The 22,360-nt window shown below is 51.1% G+C and carries 23 protein-coding genes; 15 read left to right on the forward strand and 8 right to left on the reverse strand.

All coding sequences use genetic code 11. The annotated features are described in order from the left end of the window. Positions 1-187: 187 nt before the first annotated feature. Positions 188-511, forward strand: a complete 324-nt coding sequence (locus ADINL_RS02755) for a hypothetical protein (protein WP_036543722.1) — start codon at positions 188-190, stop codon at positions 509-511. Between the two features lie 25 nt (positions 512-536). After that, the gene (locus ADINL_RS02760; protein WP_036543723.1) at positions 537-1,493 is read left to right on the forward strand and encodes a hypothetical protein; all 957 of its coding nucleotides are present in this window, start codon (positions 537-539) and stop codon (positions 1,491-1,493) included. Positions 1,494-1,547: 54 nt separating this feature from the next. Here ADINL_RS02760 and ADINL_RS02765 read toward each other — a convergent pair whose 3' ends face one another. Beyond that, the gene (locus ADINL_RS02765) at positions 1,548-2,222 is read right to left on the reverse strand and encodes a M15 family metallopeptidase (RefSeq protein ID WP_051632500.1); all 675 of its coding nucleotides are present in this window, start codon (positions 2,220-2,222) and stop codon (positions 1,548-1,550) included. Between the two features lie 164 nt (positions 2,223-2,386). Between ADINL_RS02765 and ADINL_RS15825 the strand changes: the two genes are divergently transcribed. Beyond that, on the forward strand, positions 2,387-3,712 hold the full coding sequence (locus ADINL_RS15825; RefSeq protein WP_084154363.1) for a L,D-transpeptidase family protein: 1,326 nt from the start codon (positions 2,387-2,389) through the stop codon (positions 3,710-3,712). Here ADINL_RS15825 and ADINL_RS02775 read toward each other — a convergent pair. The 7 genes from ADINL_RS02775 to glcD all read right to left on the reverse strand — a co-directional run bounded on the left by ADINL_RS02775 (position 3,681) and on the right by glcD (position 11,313). Then, the gene (locus ADINL_RS02775) at positions 3,681-4,451 is read right to left on the reverse strand and encodes a M14 family zinc carboxypeptidase (RefSeq protein ID WP_051632502.1); all 771 of its coding nucleotides are present in this window, start codon (positions 4,449-4,451) and stop codon (positions 3,681-3,683) included. The genes ADINL_RS15825 and ADINL_RS02775 overlap by 32 nt on opposite strands. 75 nt (positions 4,452-4,526) lie before the next feature. Next, positions 4,527-5,057 carry an OmpA family protein gene (locus ADINL_RS02780; RefSeq protein WP_152547605.1) on the reverse strand — a complete coding sequence of 177 codons (531 nt, stop codon included), beginning with the start codon at positions 5,055-5,057 and terminating at the stop codon, positions 4,527-4,529. Positions 5,058-5,245: 188 nt separating this feature from the next. After that, positions 5,246-6,742: an alanine/glycine:cation symporter family protein gene (locus ADINL_RS02785; RefSeq protein ID WP_036543724.1), complete on the reverse strand. Its 1,497-nt coding sequence runs from the start codon at positions 6,740-6,742 to the stop codon at positions 5,246-5,248. Positions 6,743-7,041: 299 nt separating this feature from the next. Continuing rightward, a complete protein-coding gene (locus ADINL_RS02790) occupies positions 7,042-7,449 on the reverse strand; it encodes a heme-binding protein (RefSeq protein WP_036543726.1) in 408 nt (135 codons plus the stop codon). A 30-nt stretch (positions 7,450-7,479) separates the two neighbouring features. Continuing rightward, on the reverse strand, positions 7,480-8,700 hold the full coding sequence (gene glcF / locus ADINL_RS02795; RefSeq protein ID WP_036543734.1) for a glycolate oxidase subunit GlcF: 1,221 nt from the start codon (positions 8,698-8,700) through the stop codon (positions 7,480-7,482). Positions 8,701-8,716: 16 nt separating this feature from the next. Further along, positions 8,717-9,814 (reverse strand): glycolate oxidase subunit GlcE, encoded by a 1,098-nt coding sequence (gene glcE / locus ADINL_RS02800; RefSeq protein WP_084154364.1) that lies wholly within the window; start codon positions 9,812-9,814, stop codon positions 8,717-8,719. After that, positions 9,814-11,313, reverse strand: a complete 1,500-nt coding sequence (gene glcD / locus ADINL_RS02805) for a glycolate oxidase subunit GlcD (RefSeq protein ID WP_036543735.1) — start codon at positions 11,311-11,313, stop codon at positions 9,814-9,816. The genes glcE and glcD overlap by 1 nt, the downstream gene beginning before the upstream one ends. Before the next feature lie 230 nt (positions 11,314-11,543). On the opposite strand from glcD, the gene glcC reads away from it, so the two are divergent. From glcC to ADINL_RS02865, 12 genes are all read left to right on the forward strand, one after another. Continuing rightward, entirely contained in the window at positions 11,544-12,299 is a 756-nt protein-coding gene (gene glcC, locus ADINL_RS02810) for a transcriptional regulator GlcC (protein WP_036543736.1), read from the forward strand. Next, on the forward strand, positions 12,289-12,693 hold the full coding sequence (locus ADINL_RS02815; protein WP_239644320.1) for a CidA/LrgA family protein: 405 nt from the start codon (positions 12,289-12,291) through the stop codon (positions 12,691-12,693). Before glcC ends, ADINL_RS02815 begins: the two co-directional genes overlap by 11 nt. Continuing rightward, positions 12,680-13,396 (forward strand): LrgB family protein, encoded by a 717-nt coding sequence (locus ADINL_RS02820; RefSeq protein WP_338036390.1) that lies wholly within the window; start codon positions 12,680-12,682, stop codon positions 13,394-13,396. Before ADINL_RS02815 ends, ADINL_RS02820 begins: the two co-directional genes overlap by 14 nt. Positions 13,397-13,524: 128 nt before the next feature. Continuing rightward, a complete protein-coding gene (locus tag ADINL_RS02825) occupies positions 13,525-15,219 on the forward strand; it encodes a GMC family oxidoreductase (RefSeq protein WP_239644321.1) in 1,695 nt (564 codons plus the stop codon). Positions 15,220-15,236: 17 nt separating this feature from the next. Continuing rightward, on the forward strand, positions 15,237-16,124 hold the full coding sequence (locus ADINL_RS02830; RefSeq protein WP_036543742.1) for a LysR family transcriptional regulator: 888 nt from the start codon (positions 15,237-15,239) through the stop codon (positions 16,122-16,124). A 94-nt stretch (positions 16,125-16,218) separates the two neighbouring features. Then, positions 16,219-17,328 carry a cell division protein ZapE gene (gene zapE / locus ADINL_RS02835; protein ID WP_036543754.1) on the forward strand — a complete coding sequence of 370 codons (1,110 nt, stop codon included), beginning with the start codon at positions 16,219-16,221 and terminating at the stop codon, positions 17,326-17,328. Positions 17,329-17,365: 37 nt separating this feature from the next. Then, the gene (gene acuI, locus ADINL_RS02840) at positions 17,366-18,352 is read left to right on the forward strand and encodes an acrylyl-CoA reductase (NADPH) (RefSeq protein ID WP_036543756.1); all 987 of its coding nucleotides are present in this window, start codon (positions 17,366-17,368) and stop codon (positions 18,350-18,352) included. Positions 18,353-18,553: 201 nt separating this feature from the next. Next, positions 18,554-18,985: a 50S ribosomal protein L13 gene (gene rplM, locus ADINL_RS02845; protein WP_036543758.1), complete on the forward strand. Its 432-nt coding sequence runs from the start codon at positions 18,554-18,556 to the stop codon at positions 18,983-18,985. Positions 18,986-18,998: 13 nt separating this feature from the next. After that, complete coding sequence (rpsI, locus tag ADINL_RS02850; protein WP_036543759.1) at positions 18,999-19,391, forward strand: 30S ribosomal protein S9; 393 nt, start codon at positions 18,999-19,001, stop codon at positions 19,389-19,391. Positions 19,392-19,674: 283 nt separating this feature from the next. Beyond that, a complete protein-coding gene (gene petA / locus ADINL_RS02855; RefSeq protein WP_036543760.1) occupies positions 19,675-20,271 on the forward strand; it encodes a ubiquinol-cytochrome c reductase iron-sulfur subunit in 597 nt (198 codons plus the stop codon). Continuing rightward, entirely contained in the window at positions 20,271-21,527 is a 1,257-nt protein-coding gene (locus tag ADINL_RS02860) for a cytochrome b (RefSeq protein ID WP_036543761.1), read from the forward strand. Before petA ends, ADINL_RS02860 begins: the two co-directional genes overlap by 1 nt. Beyond that, a complete protein-coding gene (locus tag ADINL_RS02865; RefSeq protein WP_036543762.1) occupies positions 21,527-22,300 on the forward strand; it encodes a cytochrome c1 in 774 nt (257 codons plus the stop codon). The genes ADINL_RS02860 and ADINL_RS02865 overlap by 1 nt, the downstream gene beginning before the upstream one ends. Positions 22,301-22,360: the final 60 nt, after the last annotated feature.

Below are 22,360 nucleotides of genomic sequence, written 5' to 3' on the forward strand. Positions count from 1 at the left end.
TCTACCGAGGAGCATCCTTGCCTCATCCGTGACCGTCTGCCGTCAGGACGACGGCAGCCGAGCGTGTCATGGATGACCTTGAAGCGAGTCACGGATGTGGGGAGGGTGCTTCGAAGCATAAGTTTTTAGACGCTTCTTCAATCAAGAAATGTGAGTCTTCGAAAAACTGGTCTGGCCAATAATCGCCGTGCAAATCGAAGACAGTTTGGTTATCAAAGTGGAGTTTCAAGGCCTCATGGATGAGGCTGATTTAGCACAATTATCTATCAGCTTAGAAAACTACCAGCCCCGCGGAGCGCATGGCATGATGACAGGTGCATCAAGCTGGGCACGGATTCAAAGCCATCGGATACGTCGGGAATGGGTGGGGCCTGGTATCGCATCGTTAGACTTGTCTGCCTATGCTGGTGAAACACGGCTTCGATTAACGGTGAGTTTTGATCGTTTGATGCCAGATGGTGAACAACAACGATTTACAATGATCGCACCACTGGAAATTACCCTTAACTAATACGAATGCTAATTAGGACTGTCCAATGTCGTTAACACCATCTGAACTGATACCCAATCCCACTGAAAATCCAGATGTGATTGAGGCATTAAATCTGTCCATTACAAAGATCGATGATGATGTGATTGAAATTCCCCATATGACCGCAATGGGTGCGAATACGTTTTTTAAGATGGTTTTTATTGCATTGATGCTGGGGAGTGCCGCAGCGTATAATCCTGGTTGGTTTTCTTCCGATGGAAAGCCTGGAGTAGCTTATGCTGCTATCTATAAAATGTTTAATCGTGAAGAGAGCATAAAATCCGCTTTTTCACGATACGAAGATAAAAATAATCCAGGTTATCTTCGTGATGGAACCTCATATCAAGATTTCAAAAAAGATCAAATAGCTTATCATGGCAGAGGCATAGGGTCTGGCCTCTTTGCCATAGGTTTTTTATTGGGAACCTGGATTTTATTAAATATAGCGATTGCAAACCCCGTAAGGATCGATCGTAAGCGTCGTATTATGTATACCTGGATACACGGTCAGTTTGCATGCATCCAGTTTCCTTCTAATATTGATCAACCTATGCAGGTTGTTGAAGCTCATGTACCTATGCGAGATAAGGCAAACGATCTTTATAATATGACAGGGCCTTTGAATCTATGGTTGCCCTATCCCAAAAAAAATAAAAATGTAATCGTTAGCTTAGGTGCCAATCATGGATTGTTTAACGCAATGGTCTTAGGGCAACCTTATTATCTACAAGACTTTCTGAATGATTACCTGGCTAACCCCAATCCGAAATGGCTGGATCAGCTGGGCCCTAAGCGAAAACCTAAATATGTGCACCCACTTAACTACTTGTTATTTCATTTCTCTCGCTTACAGTTTTTACCTCAGTTTCCGTTCAAAAAACGCAAAACGGAAAAAGCGATCGAAGCGTTTATGAAGAATCCACGTACGAAACTGTATGATAAATATGTGCCGTATCGCTGACCGTATTTTTCGTGTATTTTTATATGGGATTTGATGTTTCCGGTTTCGTCTGGTTTATTCGATAATGTTAAATCGCTCTCTTGCTATATCTTTATGGATGCCATCAAAATGCCACCACTCATGGCTTAAAGGAATAAAGCCTGCTTGTAACATAATGTCTTGCAGGAGTTGACGGTTGTTTTTTTGAGTATCACTTAATCCAAATTTTTTATAATATGCATATCCAAAGTATACAGAAAATCGATTTTGGTAAAATGGTATGAAGCCCATGTCGATTCTATTGCCTAGGTTGTCCACCAGTGTTACATCAACTGCGACCCCGTAGTTATGCATGGAACCGCTGTCTGGGTGGGCAACATAGTGTTCAAAACGAGTTCCTTGCATTTTCTCAAACATTTTTCTGGATACGCTTCTGGGACGTGCTGCATCCATAATCAGGATAGAGTAGTCTGGGTGTATATTCTTCAGAATACTCTGTGCGAGTGATAACTGATGGGCTACTTCCTCTTGCAGGTAGGCTCTGGTAAGGCCATTGTAGAAGTTCTCTCTAAAGATGTTATTGCTGGCATTTGAATTGACCAGATCTACCTGAATAGTGGGATCTATTGAGTGAATATCGATTAAACCTGCTTGAATGAACTGCTTCTCAATGCTCATATCGTCAGAAACTGCTTTGGCGGAAAATGTCAGAAAAATGCAGACTAAAGATAATAAAATCTTGGATGGCATGTTTTAGCTCTCCATAGAATAATAGTGGCCAATTCCGATGGCTTAGTCAGCAGATTTTAGCAAATTTTGTAGAAGCGTGCTGTTTTCAGGTCGTATGGGTTGAAGTTTTATTTTTCTAAGGTAGTCTAATCCGCTTATTTCTTTGAAGGAAAAAGGAACTGTAAATGTCGGTATTAGGACGTTGTTACCGAATGGTGTTGTTGACTGGGGGAGTAGTGTGGCTGAGTCTCTCTACTGCCTTCGCTGCCAAAGTGGATACGTTTTATGTAGATGAGTTTTTACGCATTACGGAGTCTAGCCCGATATGGGAGTCTCCTCAGTTTTTTCAGTTGTTGAGCAATGAAGTTCAGTTGCTGGCGAATGACGGGTTGTTACCTCATCGTTATCCCTTGATTGAACAAGATGCGCTGTTGTACCAATTGAAACAGCATCAGGCCATTCCTGAGACTATCCGTTTTGATGTGATCCATCAGTATTTCAGGGCCTTGACGGATTTACACTACGGCCCAACGCTTATAGCTGGTGTCGAGCCGTATTTGAGCTATCCAGAAGCGACACGATCTATTTCGATTGATTTTAATAATATTCTGAATTTTGCCTTGTCGGGCATGGATGACCCGGCTGAAGCCTTTGCATTGGCAAGGCCGGACTACGGCCCCTATCAACAGTTGCGTGCCACATTTGAAGCCACCGAGAGATTTGGCGGGTTGACAGAGGCTCAGCGCTTGACTGTACAGATTAATCTGGAGCGTTTGCGCCGATTGGGCCACAAGGTTTCAGAGCAGATGTTGCTTGTTGACATTGCGGGTGCTGAGTTGATGTTGTTTGATGGGTCACCCGTGCCGGTTTTGCGTCAAGCTTCTCAGGTTGGGCGTACAGATCGGCAAACGCCCTTGATGTGGAGTGAGATTACCCATTTGACTGTCAATCCTTTCTGGACAGTGCCGCCTACCGTGTATCGTGAAGATATGCTGCCTCAAATACGTCAGGATCTGGGTTTTTTACAGGACAACCAGATCCAGGTATTGGATTTTGATGGGCGTCCTTTGAATCCGGCGAGCATTAACTGGCGTAATCCGGGTCGTATCTTGCTGCGCCAGTCCCCAGGGGATCTAAATGAGCTGGGGCGTCTGGTGGTGCGATTCCCCAATAATGAAGCAATTTTTCTGCATGATACGCCTAGTCAGGGTTACTTCAGTCAAAATATGCGAGCGCTGAGTTCAGGGTGTATTCGCTTGCAGGAGGCACCTGAACTGGCTCATCAGTTGCTTTCGGTTAGCCAGACTGACGCTGCTGATCAGCTCGATCATTTGCTCAGTACTGGCAGAACTCAGGAGTTATTCCTTGAACAGCGCATTCCGGTATTATTGGCCTATTGGACCGTTGAGCTGGATGCTGATAAGGGACTGAGTTTCCGTTCAGATATTTATGGTCTGGATGAGCCTATGAAGCAATTTTTCAGAGATCTGGCGGCGCTTGAGGGTAGCTGATGCCTGCCAGAATCGACCTGCCATAGAGTGTCCATAATTGTCCCGGTGGCAGATGGTGGTCATCGGGGCGCATTTCAAAGGTCACGATCGGGATCTGTCGTTCGACACCAGCATAACTTCCATGAGATCCGGGACGGGCACCGAGTCGGCAGATAGGAAGATCTGTGTACTGTGCCATCGCACGACTGATTTGGAGCGCCGGGCCATCATAATCAATACAGGCAAGTGGCTGATGAATTGACAGTATTCTGTCTGGTGGATAGATTTTTTTGATTTCCACCAGCGTTTGGGATTCCGGTTCAGAGAGGGGATGCATACCGAATTGTCGATTGTTGATGCGGTTACGAGTCGGGAAATTACGATTAGGGTCTACGCCCCGAGCGTTACCACGAGTGTTTGCAAGCAAGCCGTCAGGGTTGGCAACCGGAATTGCAATGACCTGGTGCTGATAGCGCCAGCTGTCTGGCAGTTGTTTCAGTGTTTCAATGAGTTGTCTGGTGAGTGTAGCACTGGCAGGCTCATTGCCATGAATGGCACCATACACCAAAGTCGTCTGAGGTCCACAGCCTATGCGGGTATATACGATAGGACGACCCTTATACGAGTATCCTGCAATACCTTGATCCAGACTGGGAATGTTTCCCGGGCAGCTGGGTTTTGATGGGGACAGGCTGCAACCAGAGATAAAGAATGCCGTCAGTATCAGCAGGGCTGATACTGTATATTTGTTTAAGTGCATAGGAATATCTCAGATAGCAGGCCCTGATCAATGAATAATATTTTCAGATATCAGGGCCTGGTCTATCCGTTTGGATCAATCAAAGATGATCAGTTCAACTCGACGATTGGCCGCACGGCCCTCAGCAGTTCGGTTATCCGCAATGGGTGCAGATGGCCCCATGCCGGTTACCTGAATGCGTGATCGTTGGATACCTTGCTGGTTCAGGAAGTCAGCAACCTGATGAGCACGGTTTTCAGACAGGGTCTGATTATAGTCTGGGTTACCAATGTTGTCGGTATGGCCCAATACCTCAACATTCAGCTGGGTGTGTTGTGACAGGACGCCTGCGACATCTGTCAGTGCAGTCCGAAGAGGCTGGCTTAAGCCAGCACCATCAAAACTGAATGCCTGGATGCCGGGGAATTCGATCAACAGGGTGTTGTCGTCCCGGTGCTGCATTTGCAGATGAGGCGAACTGATCAAGCTGTCCGCGACAGAGCGGATGCTTTCAATGGCTTGTGGGGTATGGGTGGTTTGTTCAACCTGAGCCTGATTTGCGGCGCAGCCGGCGAGCATGAAACATGTAAAGCCAACGAGCATGGCTTTTTTTGGATAAAAGTCCATTTGGTCCTCCCAAAAGATCAACAAAATGCGTTCCGAATCGCGATGTCCATTGGCTGCGATATTAAGCAGCTTTGTCGAAAAAATCTATATAAAAGCGCAAAACAAGGTAGAAAATTGATAAAACTCAAGCTGTGAAGGGTGTGTGGCATACAAGAAAAAGCCCGGCGTACCGGGCTTGATGGAAGGCCTTACTTGGACTTCTGATCCTTCAGTCGCTCTTCCCAGAAAGTGGCATTTTTGATGCCCAGTTTAACCGGGTCAAAGGTGATGGGACCGCCTGCTTTCTGTTGTTCTTCATAGTCGCGCAGCGCCTTCATGGTGGGCTTGGAGACAAAGAAGATCACCAGAATACCGACGATGTTGATCCAGGCCATCAGACCTACACCAATATCACCCAGGTCCCAGATATAACCCGCGGTGTTGACGGTGCCATAGGCGACCATGAACATGATCACCAGCTTGACCAGTGTCAGCGGAATATCCAGCTTCAGTGCACGACGCAGGTAAGCGACGTTGGTTTCAGCGATGTAGTAGTACGCCAGGATGGTGGTGAACGCAAAGAAGAACAGTGCGATACCGACGAAAATTGGACCAAACCCGCCAAACACACTCTGCAGCGCCATCTGTGTAAAGGCCGGAGAACCGATAACGGTTTCAGCTGCAACGTTCTGAACGATGAACTGACCTGCTTCCAGAGTGCCTTGTACGTTGTACTGCTGAGTGATCAGGATCATCAGTGCAGTCGCCGTACAGATAAACAGCGTATCTACATATACAGAGAATGCCTGTACCAGACCCTGTTGTGCAGGGTGCTGTACTTCAGCCGCTGCTGCTGCATGAGGACCTGTTCCCTGACCGGCTTCGTTGGAGTAGATACCGCGTTTTACACCCCAGCCGATGGCAGCGCCAAAACCTGCCTGAGCTGTAAAGGCATCGGACAGGATCAGACCGAATACGCCCGGTACTTTGTCCAGGTTCAGGAAGATGATGATCATTGCCATGACGATGTAACCCAGTGCCATGAAAGGAACGACGATCTGGGTAAAGTGAGCGATACGCTTGATACCACCGAAGATGATGAATGCCAGTACGATCAGGATAATCGCCAGTGCAATCAGTTTGGTGGTGCCCACTTCGCCATAGCTGCTGGAAACCAGCTGGCCTTCACCGAACACCTGAGTGACAGCATTACCGACAGCGTTAGCCTGGATGCCTGGCAGGAAGATACCGCAGGCAACGATAGCCGAGATGGCAAAGACGATACCCAGCCACTTCCAGCCCAGGCAGCGTTCGAAGTAGTACGCAGGACCACCACGATACTGGCCGTTATCATTGACCTTGTAGATCTGACCGAGAGTGGATTCTGCATAGGCCGTGCTGGCACCCAAAAACGCAACTACCCACATCCAGAAGATGGCGCCGGGACCACCAAAGCCGATCGCTGCGGCAACACCGGCAATATTACCAACCCCGACACGACCTGACAGTGACACTGCCAGTGCCTGGAAGGAGGAAATACCTTTATCGGATTCGTTGTTGTTGAACAGCAGACGCCACATCTCTTTGAAATGACGAACCTGCGCGAAACGGGTAAGAATTGAGTAAAACAGACCTGCACCAAGGCACAGGAATATCAGAGCATCGCTCCAGATAAAGCCGTTAATAGTATTAACTAATGCTTCCATTGTGATGTTGTTCCGTTCGTTATTGTTGTTGGTCTTGCCTGGAAACCTGAGGTTATAAGCCGTCTTTTGGCCCATAACTTCAAGGTTCTGACGTCAAGGTTGGCTATTCTGAAGGAACAAAAGACTTATATCTATTAACAGGCCATAGGATTTAACTTATTTTTATATAAGAAATATGATTTTTTTCTGAATTTTAAAGAAATATATTATTTTTAACGCGAATTTATTTAACTATTTGAAGTGAAAGGAAAAGTGAAGAAGGGTATTGCAGGCTGCCAGAGTGGCAGCCTGTGTTCAGGTCAGGCGTTGAGAGCGGCAGCTCCTGCCTTGGCGACCTGGGCATCCTGATCCGGCTTGACACCGGAGACGCCAATGGCGGCAACGACCTGTCCGTCATGCAGAACCGGGACACCACCTTCAAGCGTAGCGGTGATTACTGGCGCTGACAGGAAAGCATTGCGGCCACCATTGATCATATCTTCATAAATTTTGGTTTCACGACGTCCCAGTGCGGCTGTGCGTGCTTTTTCAACAGCAATGTAGGCGCCAACAGGGGCGCAGTCTTCCATGCGCTGCATCGCCAGTAGGTGGCCACCATCATCTACAACGGCAACGGCAACGGCCCAACCCTGCTGTCTGGCTTCGCTGAAAGCTGCCTCAATCAGTTGGTTGGCTTCGTTCAGCGTGAGTGCCTGCTTGGTATACATCAACGATCTCCTGTTCGGGTCTGTTATAAATTATTGTGTTAGTGCTTCTTCAACGATTTCGATCCAGTGTCGCACGTGTGTGCGACCAGCGCCATTCAGATGGGTCTGGCAGCCGATATTTGCGGTTGCAATGATATCGGGCTTGCCACTTTCCAGCGCGTCCAGTTTATTGTCTCTCAGTTGCATCGACAACTCAGGTTGTGTCACTGAGTAGGTGCCTGCAGAGCCGCAGCACAGGTGTGCATTGGGTACCTGGGTAAGGCTAAAGCCGAGTTTGCGCAGCACCTGTTCGACAGCGCCATTCAGTTTTAAGGCATGCTGCAAGGTGCAAGGGCAATGGAAAGCCAGTGTCTGGCTGGCGTTGAGTGTCAGTTGGCTGAGGTCTTCTCGTGCCAGAATCTCGACCAGATCCTGACTCAGACGGCTTATGACTTCAGCCTTATCGGCATAGTCAGGGTCGTCTTTGAGCAGGTCTGCATACTCTTTGACAAACGCGCCGCAGCCGCTGGCTGTTTGAATAATGGCTTCTGCGCCTGACTCAATCATGGACCACCAGGCGTCGATATTACGCCGGGCACGCTGCAGTCCAGTTTCATGTGCATTCAAATGGTAGTCAACTGCACCACAGCAGCCTGCCTCAGTGGCGCTGATGACCTGAATGCCCAGTTTGTCCAGAATTCTGGCCGTGGCGGCATTGGTGTTGGGTGACAGGCTTGGTTGTACACAACCCTCCAGAATCAGCATCTTACGTGCATGTGTCTGGCTGGGGCGTGGTTTGGCCTTGATACTGTCGGCCGGAATTTTCTGTTTCAGGCTTTTGGGCAGTACGGGGCGCAGTAACTGCCCGGTTTTCAGCAGTGGATCAAAAATCTGTGGCGTTGGCAGCACTTTGCGCAGTGTGTTGCGCACCAGTGTTTCGGAGAAAGGACGTCCGACCTTTTCTTCAATTGCAGCGCGGCCGATATCGAGAAGCGTATGGTATTGCACTCCGGAAGGGCAGGTTGTTTCACAGTTCCGGCAGGTCAGACAGCGGTCCAGATGTGCCTGGGTTTCCCGGGTAACCTCGCCACCTTCGAAGAAACTCTTCATCAGATAGATGCGCCCACGTGGGCCATCCAGCTCATCCCCGAGCAGTTGATAGGTTGGACAGGTGGCTGTGCAGAAACCACAGTGCACGCAGCTGCGCAGGATGGCAGCGGCTTCTTCAGCGCGTGGCAGCTTTTGTGCTTCATCAGACAGATTGGTTTGCATGGTGTTCTCGCTCTGCTCAATAGTCGCTGTACATGCGTCCGGGGTTAAAGATGCCTTTGGGGTCCAACTGTGCCTTCAGTTGCTGATGATAGCGCATCAGCAAGGGTGGCAAAGGCTGGAAAGGCTGTGCGGTGACACCTGCGGTAAAGCAGGTGGCATGGCCACCGAGCTGGCTGGCGATATCACGCAACTGCGTTTCGGGCAGATCTGTTTTCAGCCAGCGTTGCGCTCCGCCCCAGTCGATTAAACAATCGTCTGAAGGTTCCAGTTGACCCGCATGCGCGGGCAGTGAAAGTCGCCATAGAGGCTTGGGATTCTGGAAAAAGGGCAGTTGTTGCTCTTTCAACTGCTGCCAGAATACTGGATCAAGTGCCGTGCCGTTGAGGCTGTCGGCAAAATGCTGCACTGACGCTTCACCACCCTCAAGACGCAGGTAAAGTTGATCCTGGTAGTGGCAGGCTGCCGTGATGGGGAGCGGCAGTTGCGCCCATTCCGTTAAGCGCTGCAGAGCTGTGGATTGATCACAGGAAAGCACCAGATGCCGTTCATGACGGGGCTTGGGCAGTACTTTCATGGAGACTTCGGTCAGCAGGCCCAGGCAGCCAAAGCTGCCTGCCATTAAGCGGGACAGGTCATAGCCTGCAACGTTTTTCATCACTTCACCACCAAAACGCAGCAGCTTGCCATGTCCGGTGATGACCTTGGTGCCCAGTACAAAGTCGCGTACGGAGCCTGACCAGGGACGTCTGGGCCCTGACAGCCCGGTTGCTACCATGCCGCCAACGGTCGCATTGTCACCCAGATGTGGGGGTTCACATCCAAGTACTTGCCCTTGTTCGGCGAGGATGGCTTCAAGTTGCTTTAACGGGGTTCCAGCACGAACGGTAATGACCAGTTCAGTAGGGTCATAGTTGACGATACCCTGGTGGGAGCGGGTATCCAGCGGGTCTGCCTGTATTTGACGGCCCAGAAATGCTTTACTGTTGCCACCTTGAATCTGCAGTGGTCGTGCTTCGTGCAGTGCTTCACAGACCTGCTCCAGAAGAGCGGCTTCTGTGGCTGTACTGCAGCGCTCGCCGGGACGGTTTTGAGAGTGATCAGGTTGAGTCGACATCAGAAGCGCTCCAGTTCCGGGAAGGGCAGTTCGCCACGATGAATGTGCATGGCACCAAATTCAGCACAGCGGTTCAGAGTTGGGATGTTCTTGCCGGGGTTGAGCAGTCGTTTGGGGTCAAACGCGGCTTTCACGGCATGGAACAGTTCCAGTTCGTCATCATTGAACTGGGCGCACATCTGATTGATTTTTTCACGTCCAACGCCATGCTCACCGGTAATGGTGCCGCCAACGCGAACACAAAGTTCCAGAATTTCGCCTCCCAGTGCTTCTGCTGTTTCCAGGCCGTTTGGCTGGTCTGCATCAAACAGAATGAGGGGGTGCATGTTGCCATCTCCGGCATGGAAGACGTTGGCAACACGTAAACCATACTTCTCTGACAGCTGGGCGATGCCTTTCAATACTCCGGGTAGTTCGCGGCGCGGAATGGTACCATCCATGCAGTAGTAGTCGGGGGAAATGCGTCCGACGGCGGGGAAGGCGTTTTTACGGCCCGCCCAAAAGCGCTGACGTTCGGCTTCATCCTGAGCGATCTGAACGGCGATAGCGCCTGATTTTTCCAGCACTTCACGGACACGTGCCGTTTCTTCATCGACATCGGATTCGACTCCATCCAGCTCGCACAGCAGAATGGCTTCAGCGTCGACGGGATAGCCTGCATGAATAAAGTCTTCGGCCGCGCGAATGGCCAGGTTGTCCATCATTTCCAGTCCACCGGGGATAATGCCCGCGGCAATAATGCTGCCAACAGCCAGTCCGGCTTTCTCGACATCATCAAAGCTGGCCATCAGTACGCGTGCAACCTGGGGCTTGGGCAGTAACTTGACCTTGACTTCAACCACAATGCCGAGCATGCCTTCCGAGCCGGTAAACAGGGCCATCAGATCAAACCCGGGGGCATCGAGAGCGTCGTTGCCTAGCGTCATGCGCTCGCCTTCGACGGTGACAATTTCTATGCTGATCAGGTTGTGTACCGTCAGGCCGTATTTCAGACAGTGAACACCCCCGGCGTTTTCAGCCACATTACCACCGATGGAACAGGCTATCTGGGAGGACGGGTCCGGCGCGTAGTAAAGGCCGTGCGCGACAGATGCTTCTGATATTGCCAAGTTACGTACACCCGGCTGCACACGGGCGAAACGTCCTTGCGGGTTCACTTCAAGTATGCGGTTGAACTTGGCCATGACCAGCAGCACGCCCTGTTGTAGCGGAAGCGCTCCGCCTGACAGGCCGGTACCCGCGCCACGTGCAACGACCGGGACGTTGAGTTCATGGCAGGTTTGCATGATCCGTTGTACCTGCTCAATGGTCTCTGGAAGTACGACCAGTAGCGGCAGGGTACGGTAGGCAGCCAGGCCGTCGCACTCATAGGGTTTCAGTGCTTCTTCTGTGTGCAGTATTTGCAGATCAGGGACGCGAATGCTGAGCTTGTGCAGCAGAGCGGTTCTGTCCGGCGTGGGCAATGGGCCGTCCAGTCGCTCATCGTAGAGTATGTTCATTGATCCAGTCCTGTGTTCAGGTCTTGCAGGTTTATTATCGTTTTCAATGTCTGCATCTTGGTTGCTGATATTGATCAGGTCAACCTTTTGATTAACTGGTCATACCAGATATTCCGGGGCTTTATGGATATCAGTCTATAACTTGTTGCTGCTGCGCTATATTATTTTATACTTGACTCTATTGTGGTGATTTCAATCAACTGGTCATACCAGTTAGTCAGGTGTTGTTCATGACAGATGAAGTGCGGCAAATTGCCGATGTGGTTGCGGAACGTATTGAAACTCTGATTCTTGATGGTGTCTTGAAAGCGGGGCAGCGCTTGCCGTCTGAGCGCCGTTTGTCGGAAAAGCTGGGTTTTTCCCGCTCTGCTCTGCGAGAGGGACTTAAACTGCTGCGTGCACGCGGGATTATTGTGACCGAACATGGGCGGGGCTCATTTGTCGCCAGACTGATGCCGGAGCCAGCTGCACCCTTAATGCATCTGTTCAGCGAGCATCCCCGGACTATTTATGATTTGCTGGAAGTTCGTGCACTGCTGGAGGGGGAGTCTGCCCGTCTGGCGGCGATGCGGGGAACAGAGGCTGATTTTATTCTGATCCGGCGACGCTATGAGGCAATGGTGGCGTTAACCCAGTCTGAAGATCCGATTGAGTTACGTGAGCATGCCCGGCTGGATCATGCGTTTCATCTGGCTGTTTGTGAGGCGTCTCATAATCCGGTGCTGGTGCATACGCTGCAGTCGTTGACGGATTTGCTGATCAGTTCAGTGTTTGCATCCCTCAACAACCTGTACCACCGCCCGGTACAGAAACGCCAGATTGATCGCCAGCATGCGCGTCTGTTTCATGCGGTGATTGATCGCTTGCCTGAGCAGGCGCGTCGTGCAGCTGTAGAGCATATTCACAGTATTCGTGACAATCTGCAGGAAATCGAAGCGGAAGAGCAGCGCATACTGCGGGCGTCTATGCGTCTGAATGGCTGGTAATACAGCGAAGCTGAAAGAGGTGAATATGATCCAGGGGGTGTTGATTCTATTGCTCTGCCAGTTGGCCGGAGAGTTGCTGATGGTGTGGTTGGGTGTGCCGATTCCCGGACCTGTAGCGGGTATGCTGATCCTGTTGCTGGGGTTGATGATCTACGGCAAGGTGCCTGATGCCTTGAGGGTGCCTTCGGAGTGGTTAATTCGCCATCTTTCATTACTGTTTATCCCGGCTGGCGTGGGACTGATGGTATTTGCAGAGCTGCTGGCACAGCACTGGTTGCTGGTGATTCTGTCTATTTTGGTGAGTACTGTGCTGACACTGATCCTGACGGCCTGGATGATGCAGAAGCTTGAACAACGACAACTTGGCAGGAGCAAGGCACGTGGAGATCGCTAATTTCTGGGTGTATTTTGCGGCACGGCCGCTGTTCTGGATCGTCGTTACGCTGGTTTCTTTTATGGTCGCGACCTGGATCAATCGCAAGGCGGGCGGGACTGCACTACTGCACCCTGTGTTCGTGGCGATGTTGATGATCATCAGTGTGTTACTGCTGACTCAGACTGACTATAGCACCTACTTTGAAGGGGCTCAGTTTATTCATTTTATGCTGGGACCGGCGACAGTGGCCTTGGCAATTCCCCTGTACGACCATCTGGCGCGGATACGTCGGCTGTTACTACCCATACTCGTCACCTGTGTCACCGGTAGTATTTTTGCTGCGGCAACCACACTGGCAGTCGGTATCCTTATGGGTGGTGATGCACGGTTGCTGCTGTCACTGGCGCCCAAATCGGTGACCTCACCGATTGCGATCGGTATTTCCGAGCAGATTGGGGGATATCCGTCCCTGTCAGCCGGGTTGGCGTTGCTCACCGGTGTTATTGGCTGTTTGACGGCACCAGCCGTGTTCAGGTTGCTCAGGCTGAAATCGGATGCGGCAATGGGGTTTGCTTTGGGCCTGTCGGCACATGGCTTTGGTACGGCCTATGCTGTTCAGACCAGTGCGATAGCGGGTGCCTTTGCCGGCTTGGCGATGGGCTTGACCGGTGTGCTGAGTTCGTTGCTGATACCACCGCTGGTCAGGCTGTTTGGCTTATAGAAATCCATCTTTTTTGATATAACAAACTGTAATAATGCAGTTTTGAAATTCTTATTGGATTTCGCTTTGTGTATTTGCGACATTGCTGAAACAGGCGCATGCAAATATCTACAGGGTGGAGTGCCAGAATGACTATAACAACAAGAGCGCATGACATCGCCATGTCTATTGATTGCTACGATTATATTGTAATTGGCGCAGGTTCAGCGGGTTGCCTGCTGGCGAATCGATTGAGTCAGAATCCTGCCAACCGGGTGCTGCTTATCGAGGCAGGTCGAAAGGATAATTACCACTGGATTCACATTCCTGTCGGTTACCTCTATTGCATTGGTAACCCGCGTACTGACTGGTTATTTCAGACCGAACCGGATGCCGGACTGAATGGCAGACAATTGCGTTATCCCCGTGGTAAAACGCTGGGCGGTTGCTCTTCCATTAACGGCATGATTTACATGCGAGGTCAGGCGCGTGACTATGATGCCTGGGCTGCTTTGACAGGTGACGATGCCTGGCGTTGGCAAAACTGCCTGCCTTATTTCAAAAAGCATGAAAACCATTATCGGCTGGATCAGGGGCGAGATCCGCAGTTGGCTGATGGTCAGCGTTTTTCAGACTGGCACGGTCATGGTGGTGAGTGGCGGATTGAGAAGCAGCGATTACGCTGGGATATTCTCGAAAGCTTTGCCGATGCTGCGGTTCAGGCCGGTATTCCTAAAACAGATGATTTTAACCGTGGTGATAATGAAGGCGTCGGGTATTTTGAAGTCAACCAGCGCAAAGGCTGGCGCTGGAATACCTCAAAGGCATTTTTGAAGCCAGTGCAGCAGCGCCACAACCTGACGGTCTGGACAGAGTCGCAAGTTGAGCGGCTGGTGTTCGAAACATCGACAGGCGGTCCACCACGCTGTGCGGGTACCAGGGTGCGGCGAGCAGGCCAGTCTGTAGATGTGACTGCCGCCAAAGAGGTGATTCTGTCGGCGGGTGCCATAGGTTCTCCTCAGCTGTTACAGTTGTCGGGTATCGGCTCGGCAAGGCTGCTGGCCGAGCAGGGTATTGAAGTGCTGGTGGATCTGCCCGGAGTGGGTGAAAACCTTCAGGACCACCTGCAAATTCGTGCTGTATACAAAGTCAGTGGCGTGAAAACACTGAATACCATGGCGAATAGCTGGGTCGGCAAGGCGTCAATCGGGTTGGAGTATTTGCTGAAGCGTTCAGGGCCGATGAGTATGTCTCCCAGTCAGTTGGGTGCCTTTACCAAGTCTGATCCGGATCAGCCCTATGCCAATCTGGAGTATCATGTGCAACCGCTGAGTCTTGATGCTTTTGGTGAAGATTTGCATCCCTTTCCGGCGTTCACCGCCAGTGTGTGCAATCTGAATCCGACCAGTCGTGGTTATGTGCGCCTGCGCTCATCCAGGTTCGATGAGCCACCAATGATCGCGCCTAATTATCTCAGTACTGAGGAAGATCGCAGGATTGCGGCGCAGAGCCTGAGGCAGATTCGTCAGATTGTGTCTCAGCCTGCGCTGCAGCCTTACCAGCCGCAAGAGTGGCGTCCAGGCGCTCAGTATCAGACGGATGAAGAGCTGACCCAGTTAGCGGGTGATATCGCTACCACCATTTTTCATCCGGTTGGAACGGCTAAAATGGGACGCGAGAGTGATCCAATGGCTGTGGTGGACTCGCATCTGCGGGTACGTGGAGTCAAGGGCCTGCGAGTGGTTGATGCCAGTGTGATGCCGCTGATTACCAGTGGTAATACGAACTCACCCACACTGATGATTGCTGAAAAAGCCGCTGCATGGATTCTGAATGCCGAATAACGCAGAAGGATAGATGATTGGATTATGCGCTGATTAAAGCCTTTGTCACGATTGCACAGACCGGAAGCCTGACCCGTGCTGCAGAACGCTTGTGCATGACTCAGCCAGCGTTGAGTTTGCAGTTAAAAAAGCTGCAGGACTCACTGGGGTTGGTGCTGTTCAAGCGCACCCCGCGTGGTATGCAGTTGACTGATGAGGGGCGTCGATTGCTGGCGTCAGCTGAGCAGGCACTGGAGTCGGCAACGGCATTTCAGTCTGCAGCTGCCGGTTTGAAGGGGATGGTGCATGGCGAGCTGAAAATCGGGACCATTGTCGATCCTGAGTTTTTGCGTCTGGGGCCGTTTCTGCAAGCGATGGCCAGTCATCATCCAGGGCTGACCTATGAGCTTCGGCACGGCATTTCAGGGGCTGTCTTGAGGGAAGTTGAATCAGGCGCTCTGGATGTCGCGTTTACGCTGGGATTTCCGGGGTTAACCGACATGCAGGCGCGCTTCAGTGTGTTGGCGCTGACGGATTTTCACTATCGGGTCATCGCGCCGCCTGGCTGGAAGTCGCAGGTTAAGGGAAAAGACTGGCAGGCACTCTGTGCGCTGCCCTGGATTGCAACACCTGTTGAGTCTGTGCATCACCGTCTGTTGCAGCGTGTGTTCACCGAGTTGTCGCTGGAGCCGAATGTTGTGGCCAAGGTGGATGTAGAGTCTTCCATGATGGATTTGGTGCATTCCGGTGTGGCGCTGGCGCTGGCGCGCGACTCTCTGGCGTTGCAGGCGTCACACGAGCAGGGAATTGTGATTGCTGATCAGGTCAGTCTGGAGGCTTCGCTAGGGCTTGTCTGTCGAAAAGACCGTATTTCTGAACCACCGATTCAGGCAGCAATGGAAATTGTCAAAGCCGTGTGGAGCTAAAGTGATGGCGTTACGCCAATGGATCATTGCAAGCCGGTGGGCAGCACAGTAAAGTTTTGCGCTTGTCACGATAGAGACCGAGGTTTAAGCGTTTATGACACCCCTAGAGCGTTACCAGAAAGATTTGCTGCGGGACGATTTTTCCTATGATGCGACCCAGGAAATGGCTGTTCAGCATCTGCAGCGTTTGTACGATGAGCTGATTGCCTCGGTGAATGCACCGGTGCCCAGCATGATTCGTCGCTTGTCTGGCATGATCCGCAAAGAGCAGAAAGAGCCTCTGAAGGGCCTGTATTTCTGGGGCGGGGTCGGGCGTGGCAAAACCTACCTGATGGACACTTTTTACGACAGTCTGCCCTTTGAGCAGAAGATGCGTACCCACTTTCACCGTTTTATGCAGCGTGTGCACCAGGAGCTTAAACAGCTGGAGGGAACCAAAAATCCGCTGGTCGAAATTGGGAAAAAATATGCAGCGGAAACGCGCATTATTTGTTTCGACGAGTTTTTTGTGTCCGACATTACGGATGCCATGATTCTGGGTGGCCTGCTGGAACAGCTGTTCGCTAATGGCGTCAGTTTGGTGGCGACGTCCAATATTGTGCCTGATGGCTTGTATAAAGATGGTTTGCAGCGTGCGCGTTTTCTGCCAGCGATCGCCTTGTTGAACAAGTATACCGAGGTGGTCAATGTCGACGGCGGTATCGATTACCGTTTGCGTGTGCTGGAACAGGCAGAGTTATATCACTACCCGCTGGATGCAGCGGCAGATGTCAGCCTGAACAAGAGCTTTGAAAGTCTGGCGCCTGATGTAAATGAAGCGCGTGACGATCAGTTGATTGAGGTGAACAGCCGCCATATCCGTTGTCGTCGGGTCTGTGAAGATGTCGTCTGGTTTGATTTCCAGGAGCTGTGTGAGGGGCCGCGTTCACAGAATGATTATATTGAGCTGGCCAAGATCTATCATGAGGTGCTGGTGAGTAATGTGCCGCAGTTGGGGCGTCAGAATGATGATGCTGCACGTCGCTTTATCAATCTGGTTGACGAGTTTTACGACAGCGGCGTCAAACTGATCCTGTCGGCAGAAGTGGGTATTCACGATTTGTATACAGAAGGGCGCCTGTCTTTTGAGATTGAGCGTACCAAGAGTCGGTTGCTGGAAATGCAGTCGCATGAGTATCTGGCCAGGGAACATCGTGCCGGGTAGGGTTCAACCACCATAGAATTATAACACTGGAGGTCACATGTTTAGCGCCATCCTGATCGATAAGAACGACGAACAGGGGTATCACGCCCGATTAACTGAAATCGATGAAGCTCAGTTGCCCGCGGGAGATGTGTTGGTAGAAGTGATCTACAGTACGCTGAATTATAAAGATGGCCTGGCCATTACCGGTCAGGGACCTGTGGTGCGCAAGTTTCCGATGGTGCCGGGTGTGGATCTGGTCGGGCGTGTTTTGCAGAGCTCTGCAGGGCGTTTTCAGGTCGGTGATCTGGTCTTGCTGAATGGTTGGGGGGTAGGAGAGCAGCACTGGGGTGGTCTGGCGGAAAAGGCGCGACTGAGCAGTGACTGGCTGATTGCACTGCCAGCTGGCTTGACGCCAGCGCAAGCCATGGCAGCCGGAACAGCGGGCTATACGGCCATGCTGTGTGTGCAGGCGCTTGAGCAGCACGGGGTGCGGCCGGATTCAGGCGATGTGCTGGTGACGGGTGCCAATGGTGGTGTTGGCAGTTTTGCTGTCAGGCTGCTGAGTCGGTTGGGGTATCACGTAGTGGCTTCCACAGGCCGACCCGAAGAGCAGGACTACTTAACCCGACTGGGTGCGTCAGAAATACTGGATCGACAAAGTCTGAGCGAACCAGGCAAACCGTTACAGAAAGAGCGCTGGGCGGGCGTAATTGATTCGGTCGGCAGTCATACGCTGGCGAATGCCTGTGCGCAAACCCGTTACGGTGGTGTGGTGGCTGCCTGTGGGTTGGCTCAGGGAATGGAGTTTCCTGCAACCGTTGCACCGTTTATTCTGCGGGGCGTCACGCTGGCCGGTATTGACAGCGTGATGCGGCCTCTGAAGGATCGTGAGCAGGCCTGGCAGCGTTTGGCTGAGCTGCTTCAGGCATCGGATTTTGACATGATAGGTCATGAAATTGGGCTGGATCAGGTCGTTGAAACGGCGCAGCAATTGATGCAGGGACAAGTGCGAGGCCGTGTGCTGGTCAAGCTTGCTGACTGAACGGCATGCGGTATGAAATACTGCTAAAAAAATAGCGGGCAGACTCGTCTTTTTGAAAAAAGCCGCGTATAATTGCGCGCTCTCGCAATAGCGGGTATGTGAAGGTTTGTCAGTCTGACTGGCAACGAATAACTATAAGGTAAGTCGGAACCCCTTGTGAAAAGGTGGATCGAGACTTAACGAGTTAAGGTGAAACGACCAATGAAAACTACTGTTAGCGCCAAGCCAGCCGAAGTTAAACGCGACTGGTACGTTGTAGACGCAGAGGGTAAGACCCTGGGCCGTCTGGCAACTGAAATTGCACGTCGTCTGCGTGGCAAGCATAAGCCTGAATACACGCCGCACGTTGATACCGGTGATTACATCGTTGTTGTAAATGCAGAGAAAGTGCATGTAACCGGCAACAAGCGTAACGACAAAATGTACTACCGTCACACTGGATTCCCAGGTGGGCTGAAAGAAGCCAACTTCACCAAGATGATCCAGACCTTCCCTGAGCGTACCATTGAGCTGGCCGTTAAAGGCATGCTGCCGAAAGGACCGCTGGGTCGTTCAATGTACTCCAAGCTGAAAGTCTATGCGGGCAAAGAGCATCCGCACCAGGCTCAGCAACCTAAAGAACTGAATATCTAAGGGGAAGGCGAATATGTCTACAACTCAGTACTACGGCACTGGCCGTCGCAAAACTTCTACCGCTCGCGTCTTCCTGCGTCCTGGAACCGGTAAAGTCACCATCAATCAGCGCACTATGGAAAACTACTTCGGTCGTGAAACAGCGCGTATGATCGTTATGCAGCCTCTGGAACTGACCGGTACTACCGAGAAGTTCGATGTGTATGTCACGGTTGCCGGTGGCGGTGGTTTCGGTCAGGCGGGTGCGATCCGTCACGGTATCACACGTGCACTGATGGAGTACGATGAGACTCTGCGTCCTGCATTGCGTGAAGCTGGATTTGTTACGCGTGACTCGCGTATGGTTGAGCGTAAGAAAGTGGGTCTGCGTAAAGCACGTAAGCGTCCACAGTTCTCCAAGCGTTAATTTTTTCAGCAATCAATTCGGTTGCGTTACAGAAAACCCGGAAAGCTCACGCTTTCCGGGTTTTTTTATGTGGTTATTTATCCCTTGAAGCGCTGTCTATCAAGATGTTACGGGTGATTACTTAATGCAATAGGCATAAGGTAGGTAGGTTTTTACCTTGTATAAATTGGGTATTTTCTTTAATATTTGCGCCATTTGAAGAATTCGATTCTTGGGTTTAATGACTGGCGGCTGAATCAGGCAATTTCTGTCGGGTGAGGCTGAATGAGTGGAGATGAAATTAATGAGCAATGACGGCGTGAATAAAGGTCGGCGTCGGCTTCTCCTCGGTGCCACTTCTGCGCTGGGCGCAGTGGGTGCTGTAGGTGTGGCTGTGCCGTTCGTAGCGTCCTGGCATCCCAGTGCCAAGGCCAGAGCGGCAGGGGCACCTGCGCGTGCTGACGTGAGCAAGCTGGAGCCGGGTCAGCAGATGATTGTTGAATGGCGTGGGCGTCCTGTCTGGATTGTTCGTCGTACCGAAGAAGCGCTGGCCAATCTGGCAACCATGGATGATCGTGTTGCCGATCCGGAATCCAACCGTGCTGAACAGCCTGATTACATTCCCAAGACGCCTGAGCGCGCGCTGCGTCCGGAGTTTGCTGTACTGATCGGTATCTGTACGCATCTGGGTTGTTCACCTACCTATCGTCCGGAAATTGCACCGGCTGATCTGGGTGATAACTGGTTGGGTGGTTACTTCTGTCCGTGTCACGGTTCGCGTTTTGACCTTTCTGGACGTGTATTCCGCGCACAGCCTGCACCAACCAATCTGGTCATCCCGCCGCATGCGTATCTGGATGATAACACCCTGATAATTGGTATAGATCCGGAGGATGTATAATGGCTGGTCATCGTAATAAAGGTAATCCGGGTTTGATGGGGTGGATCGATGATCGCTTCCCCGCAACGGCTTTGTGGGAAGACCATCTTTCCAAATACTACGCTCCCAAAAATTTCAATTTCTGGTATTTCTTTGGTTCGCTGGCGCTGCTGGTGCTGGTAAATCAGATTGTTACCGGTATCTGGTTGACCATGAGTTATAACCCTTCAGCTGAAGGTGCTTTTGCGTCACTAGAATACATTATGCGTGATGTAGAGTATGGCTGGTTGCTGCGTTACCTGCATTCTACTGGCGCTTCAGCATTTTTCGTGGTTGTTTACCTGCATATGTTCCGTGGCATGATGTATGGTTCATACAAAAAGCCGCGTGAGCTGGTGTGGATCTTCGGTATGACCATCTATCTGGCATTGATGGCAGAAGCTTTCATGGGCTACCTGCTGCCTTGGGGTCAGATGTCTTACTGGGGTGCACAGGTTATTATTTCCCTGTTTGGTGCTATTCCGGTGATCGGTCCTGATCTGCAGCAGTGGATTCGTGGTGATTACCTGATCTCCGGCATTACCCTTAACCGTTTCTTTGCTTTGCATGTAGTGGCGCTGCCAATCGTGATTTTGGCGCTGGTTGTGCTGCACATTATTGCGTTGCATGAAGTGGGTTCGAACAATCCGGATGGTATCGAGATCAGCGAAAATCTGGATGAAAATGGCATCCCTAAAGATGGTATTCCATTCCACCCTTACTACTCTGTCAAAGATCTTGTCGGTGTAGGTGTGTTCCTGTTCGTGTTTTCAATCGTGGTATTTTGGTTCCCTGAAGGTGGGGGCTTCTTTATAGAAGCGCCAAACTTCGAGCCTGCTAACGCCTTGAAAACGCCAGATCATATTGCGCCTGTCTGGTACTTTACAGCTTTCTACGCCATGTTGCGTGCAGTGACCTTCAGCTTGTTTGGATTAGATGCCAAGTTCTGGGGTGTTGTTGTTATGGGTGCTGCGATTGCGATTCTGTTTGTGCTGCCGTGGCTGGATCGTAGCCCGGTTAAATCCATGCGCTACAAAGGCTGGATTAGCAGAATTTTCCTGGTGATCTTTGCAATCAGCTTCGTTATCCTCAGTATTCTGGGGGCTTTGCCTGCGACTGATGGCCGGACGACGGTTGCTCAGATCTGTACAGTGCTGTATTTCGCTTATTTCATTCTGATGCCGTTCTACACCAGAATGGAAAGCACTAAACCGGTTCCGCAGAGGGTGACAGGCTGATGAAAAAATATCTGATTGCATTATTGATGGTATGCTTGCCTGGGCTGGCCTCAGCCGCGGCATCCAACTATCCAATGGAAAGTTTCAAAGCGGATTTGCGTGACCAGGAGTCTCTGCAGCGTGGTATGGCGCTGTTTGTAAACCGCTGCATGGGATGTCATTCCATGGAGTATCAGCGTTTCGCGCGTACAGCAGAAGATCTTGGTATCCCGGAAGATCTGATGGAGGAGTACCTGATTCTGGGTGATCACGCCATCAATGATCTGATGACTATCTCCATGGATAAAGGTGATGCTGCTGGCTGGTTTGGTGCGCCGCCACCTGATCTGACGCTGGAAACACGTCTGCGTGGCAGTGCCTGGGTGTACAATTACATGCGTACCTTCTACCGTGATGATTCAGCTCGCTTTGGAGTGAATAACGGTGTGTTCGCAGACGTTGGTATGCCTAACGTACTGGAAGACTTGCAGGGTATCGTGATCAATCACTGTTCACGTGAAGAGCTGGAAGCGCGTGGTGGTTTCACGGGTACACTGGACCCGCTGACCGGTAATCGCAGTGGTCAGTGTCTGCAGGTACAGCCGGGTACGGGTAGCATGACTCCAGCTGAGTTTGATCAGGCGATCTATGACCTGACTAACTTCATGACCTATGTAGGTGAGCCTTCACGTCTGCAGGCTGAGCGAATTGGTACTTATGTACTGATCTTCCTGGCAATTTTCACCTTCTTTGCTTACCTGTTGAAGCGTGAGTACTGGAGAGATATACATTAAGCCTGAAATTTTTCAGGTATAGCCAGCTACGCGGCCTGTATGGGTCGCGTAGTTTTTTGT

The organism is Nitrincola lacisaponensis, from assembly GCF_000691225.1.
In the GTDB taxonomy this organism is placed as follows: domain Bacteria; phylum Pseudomonadota; class Gammaproteobacteria; order Pseudomonadales; family Balneatricaceae; genus Nitrincola; species Nitrincola lacisaponensis.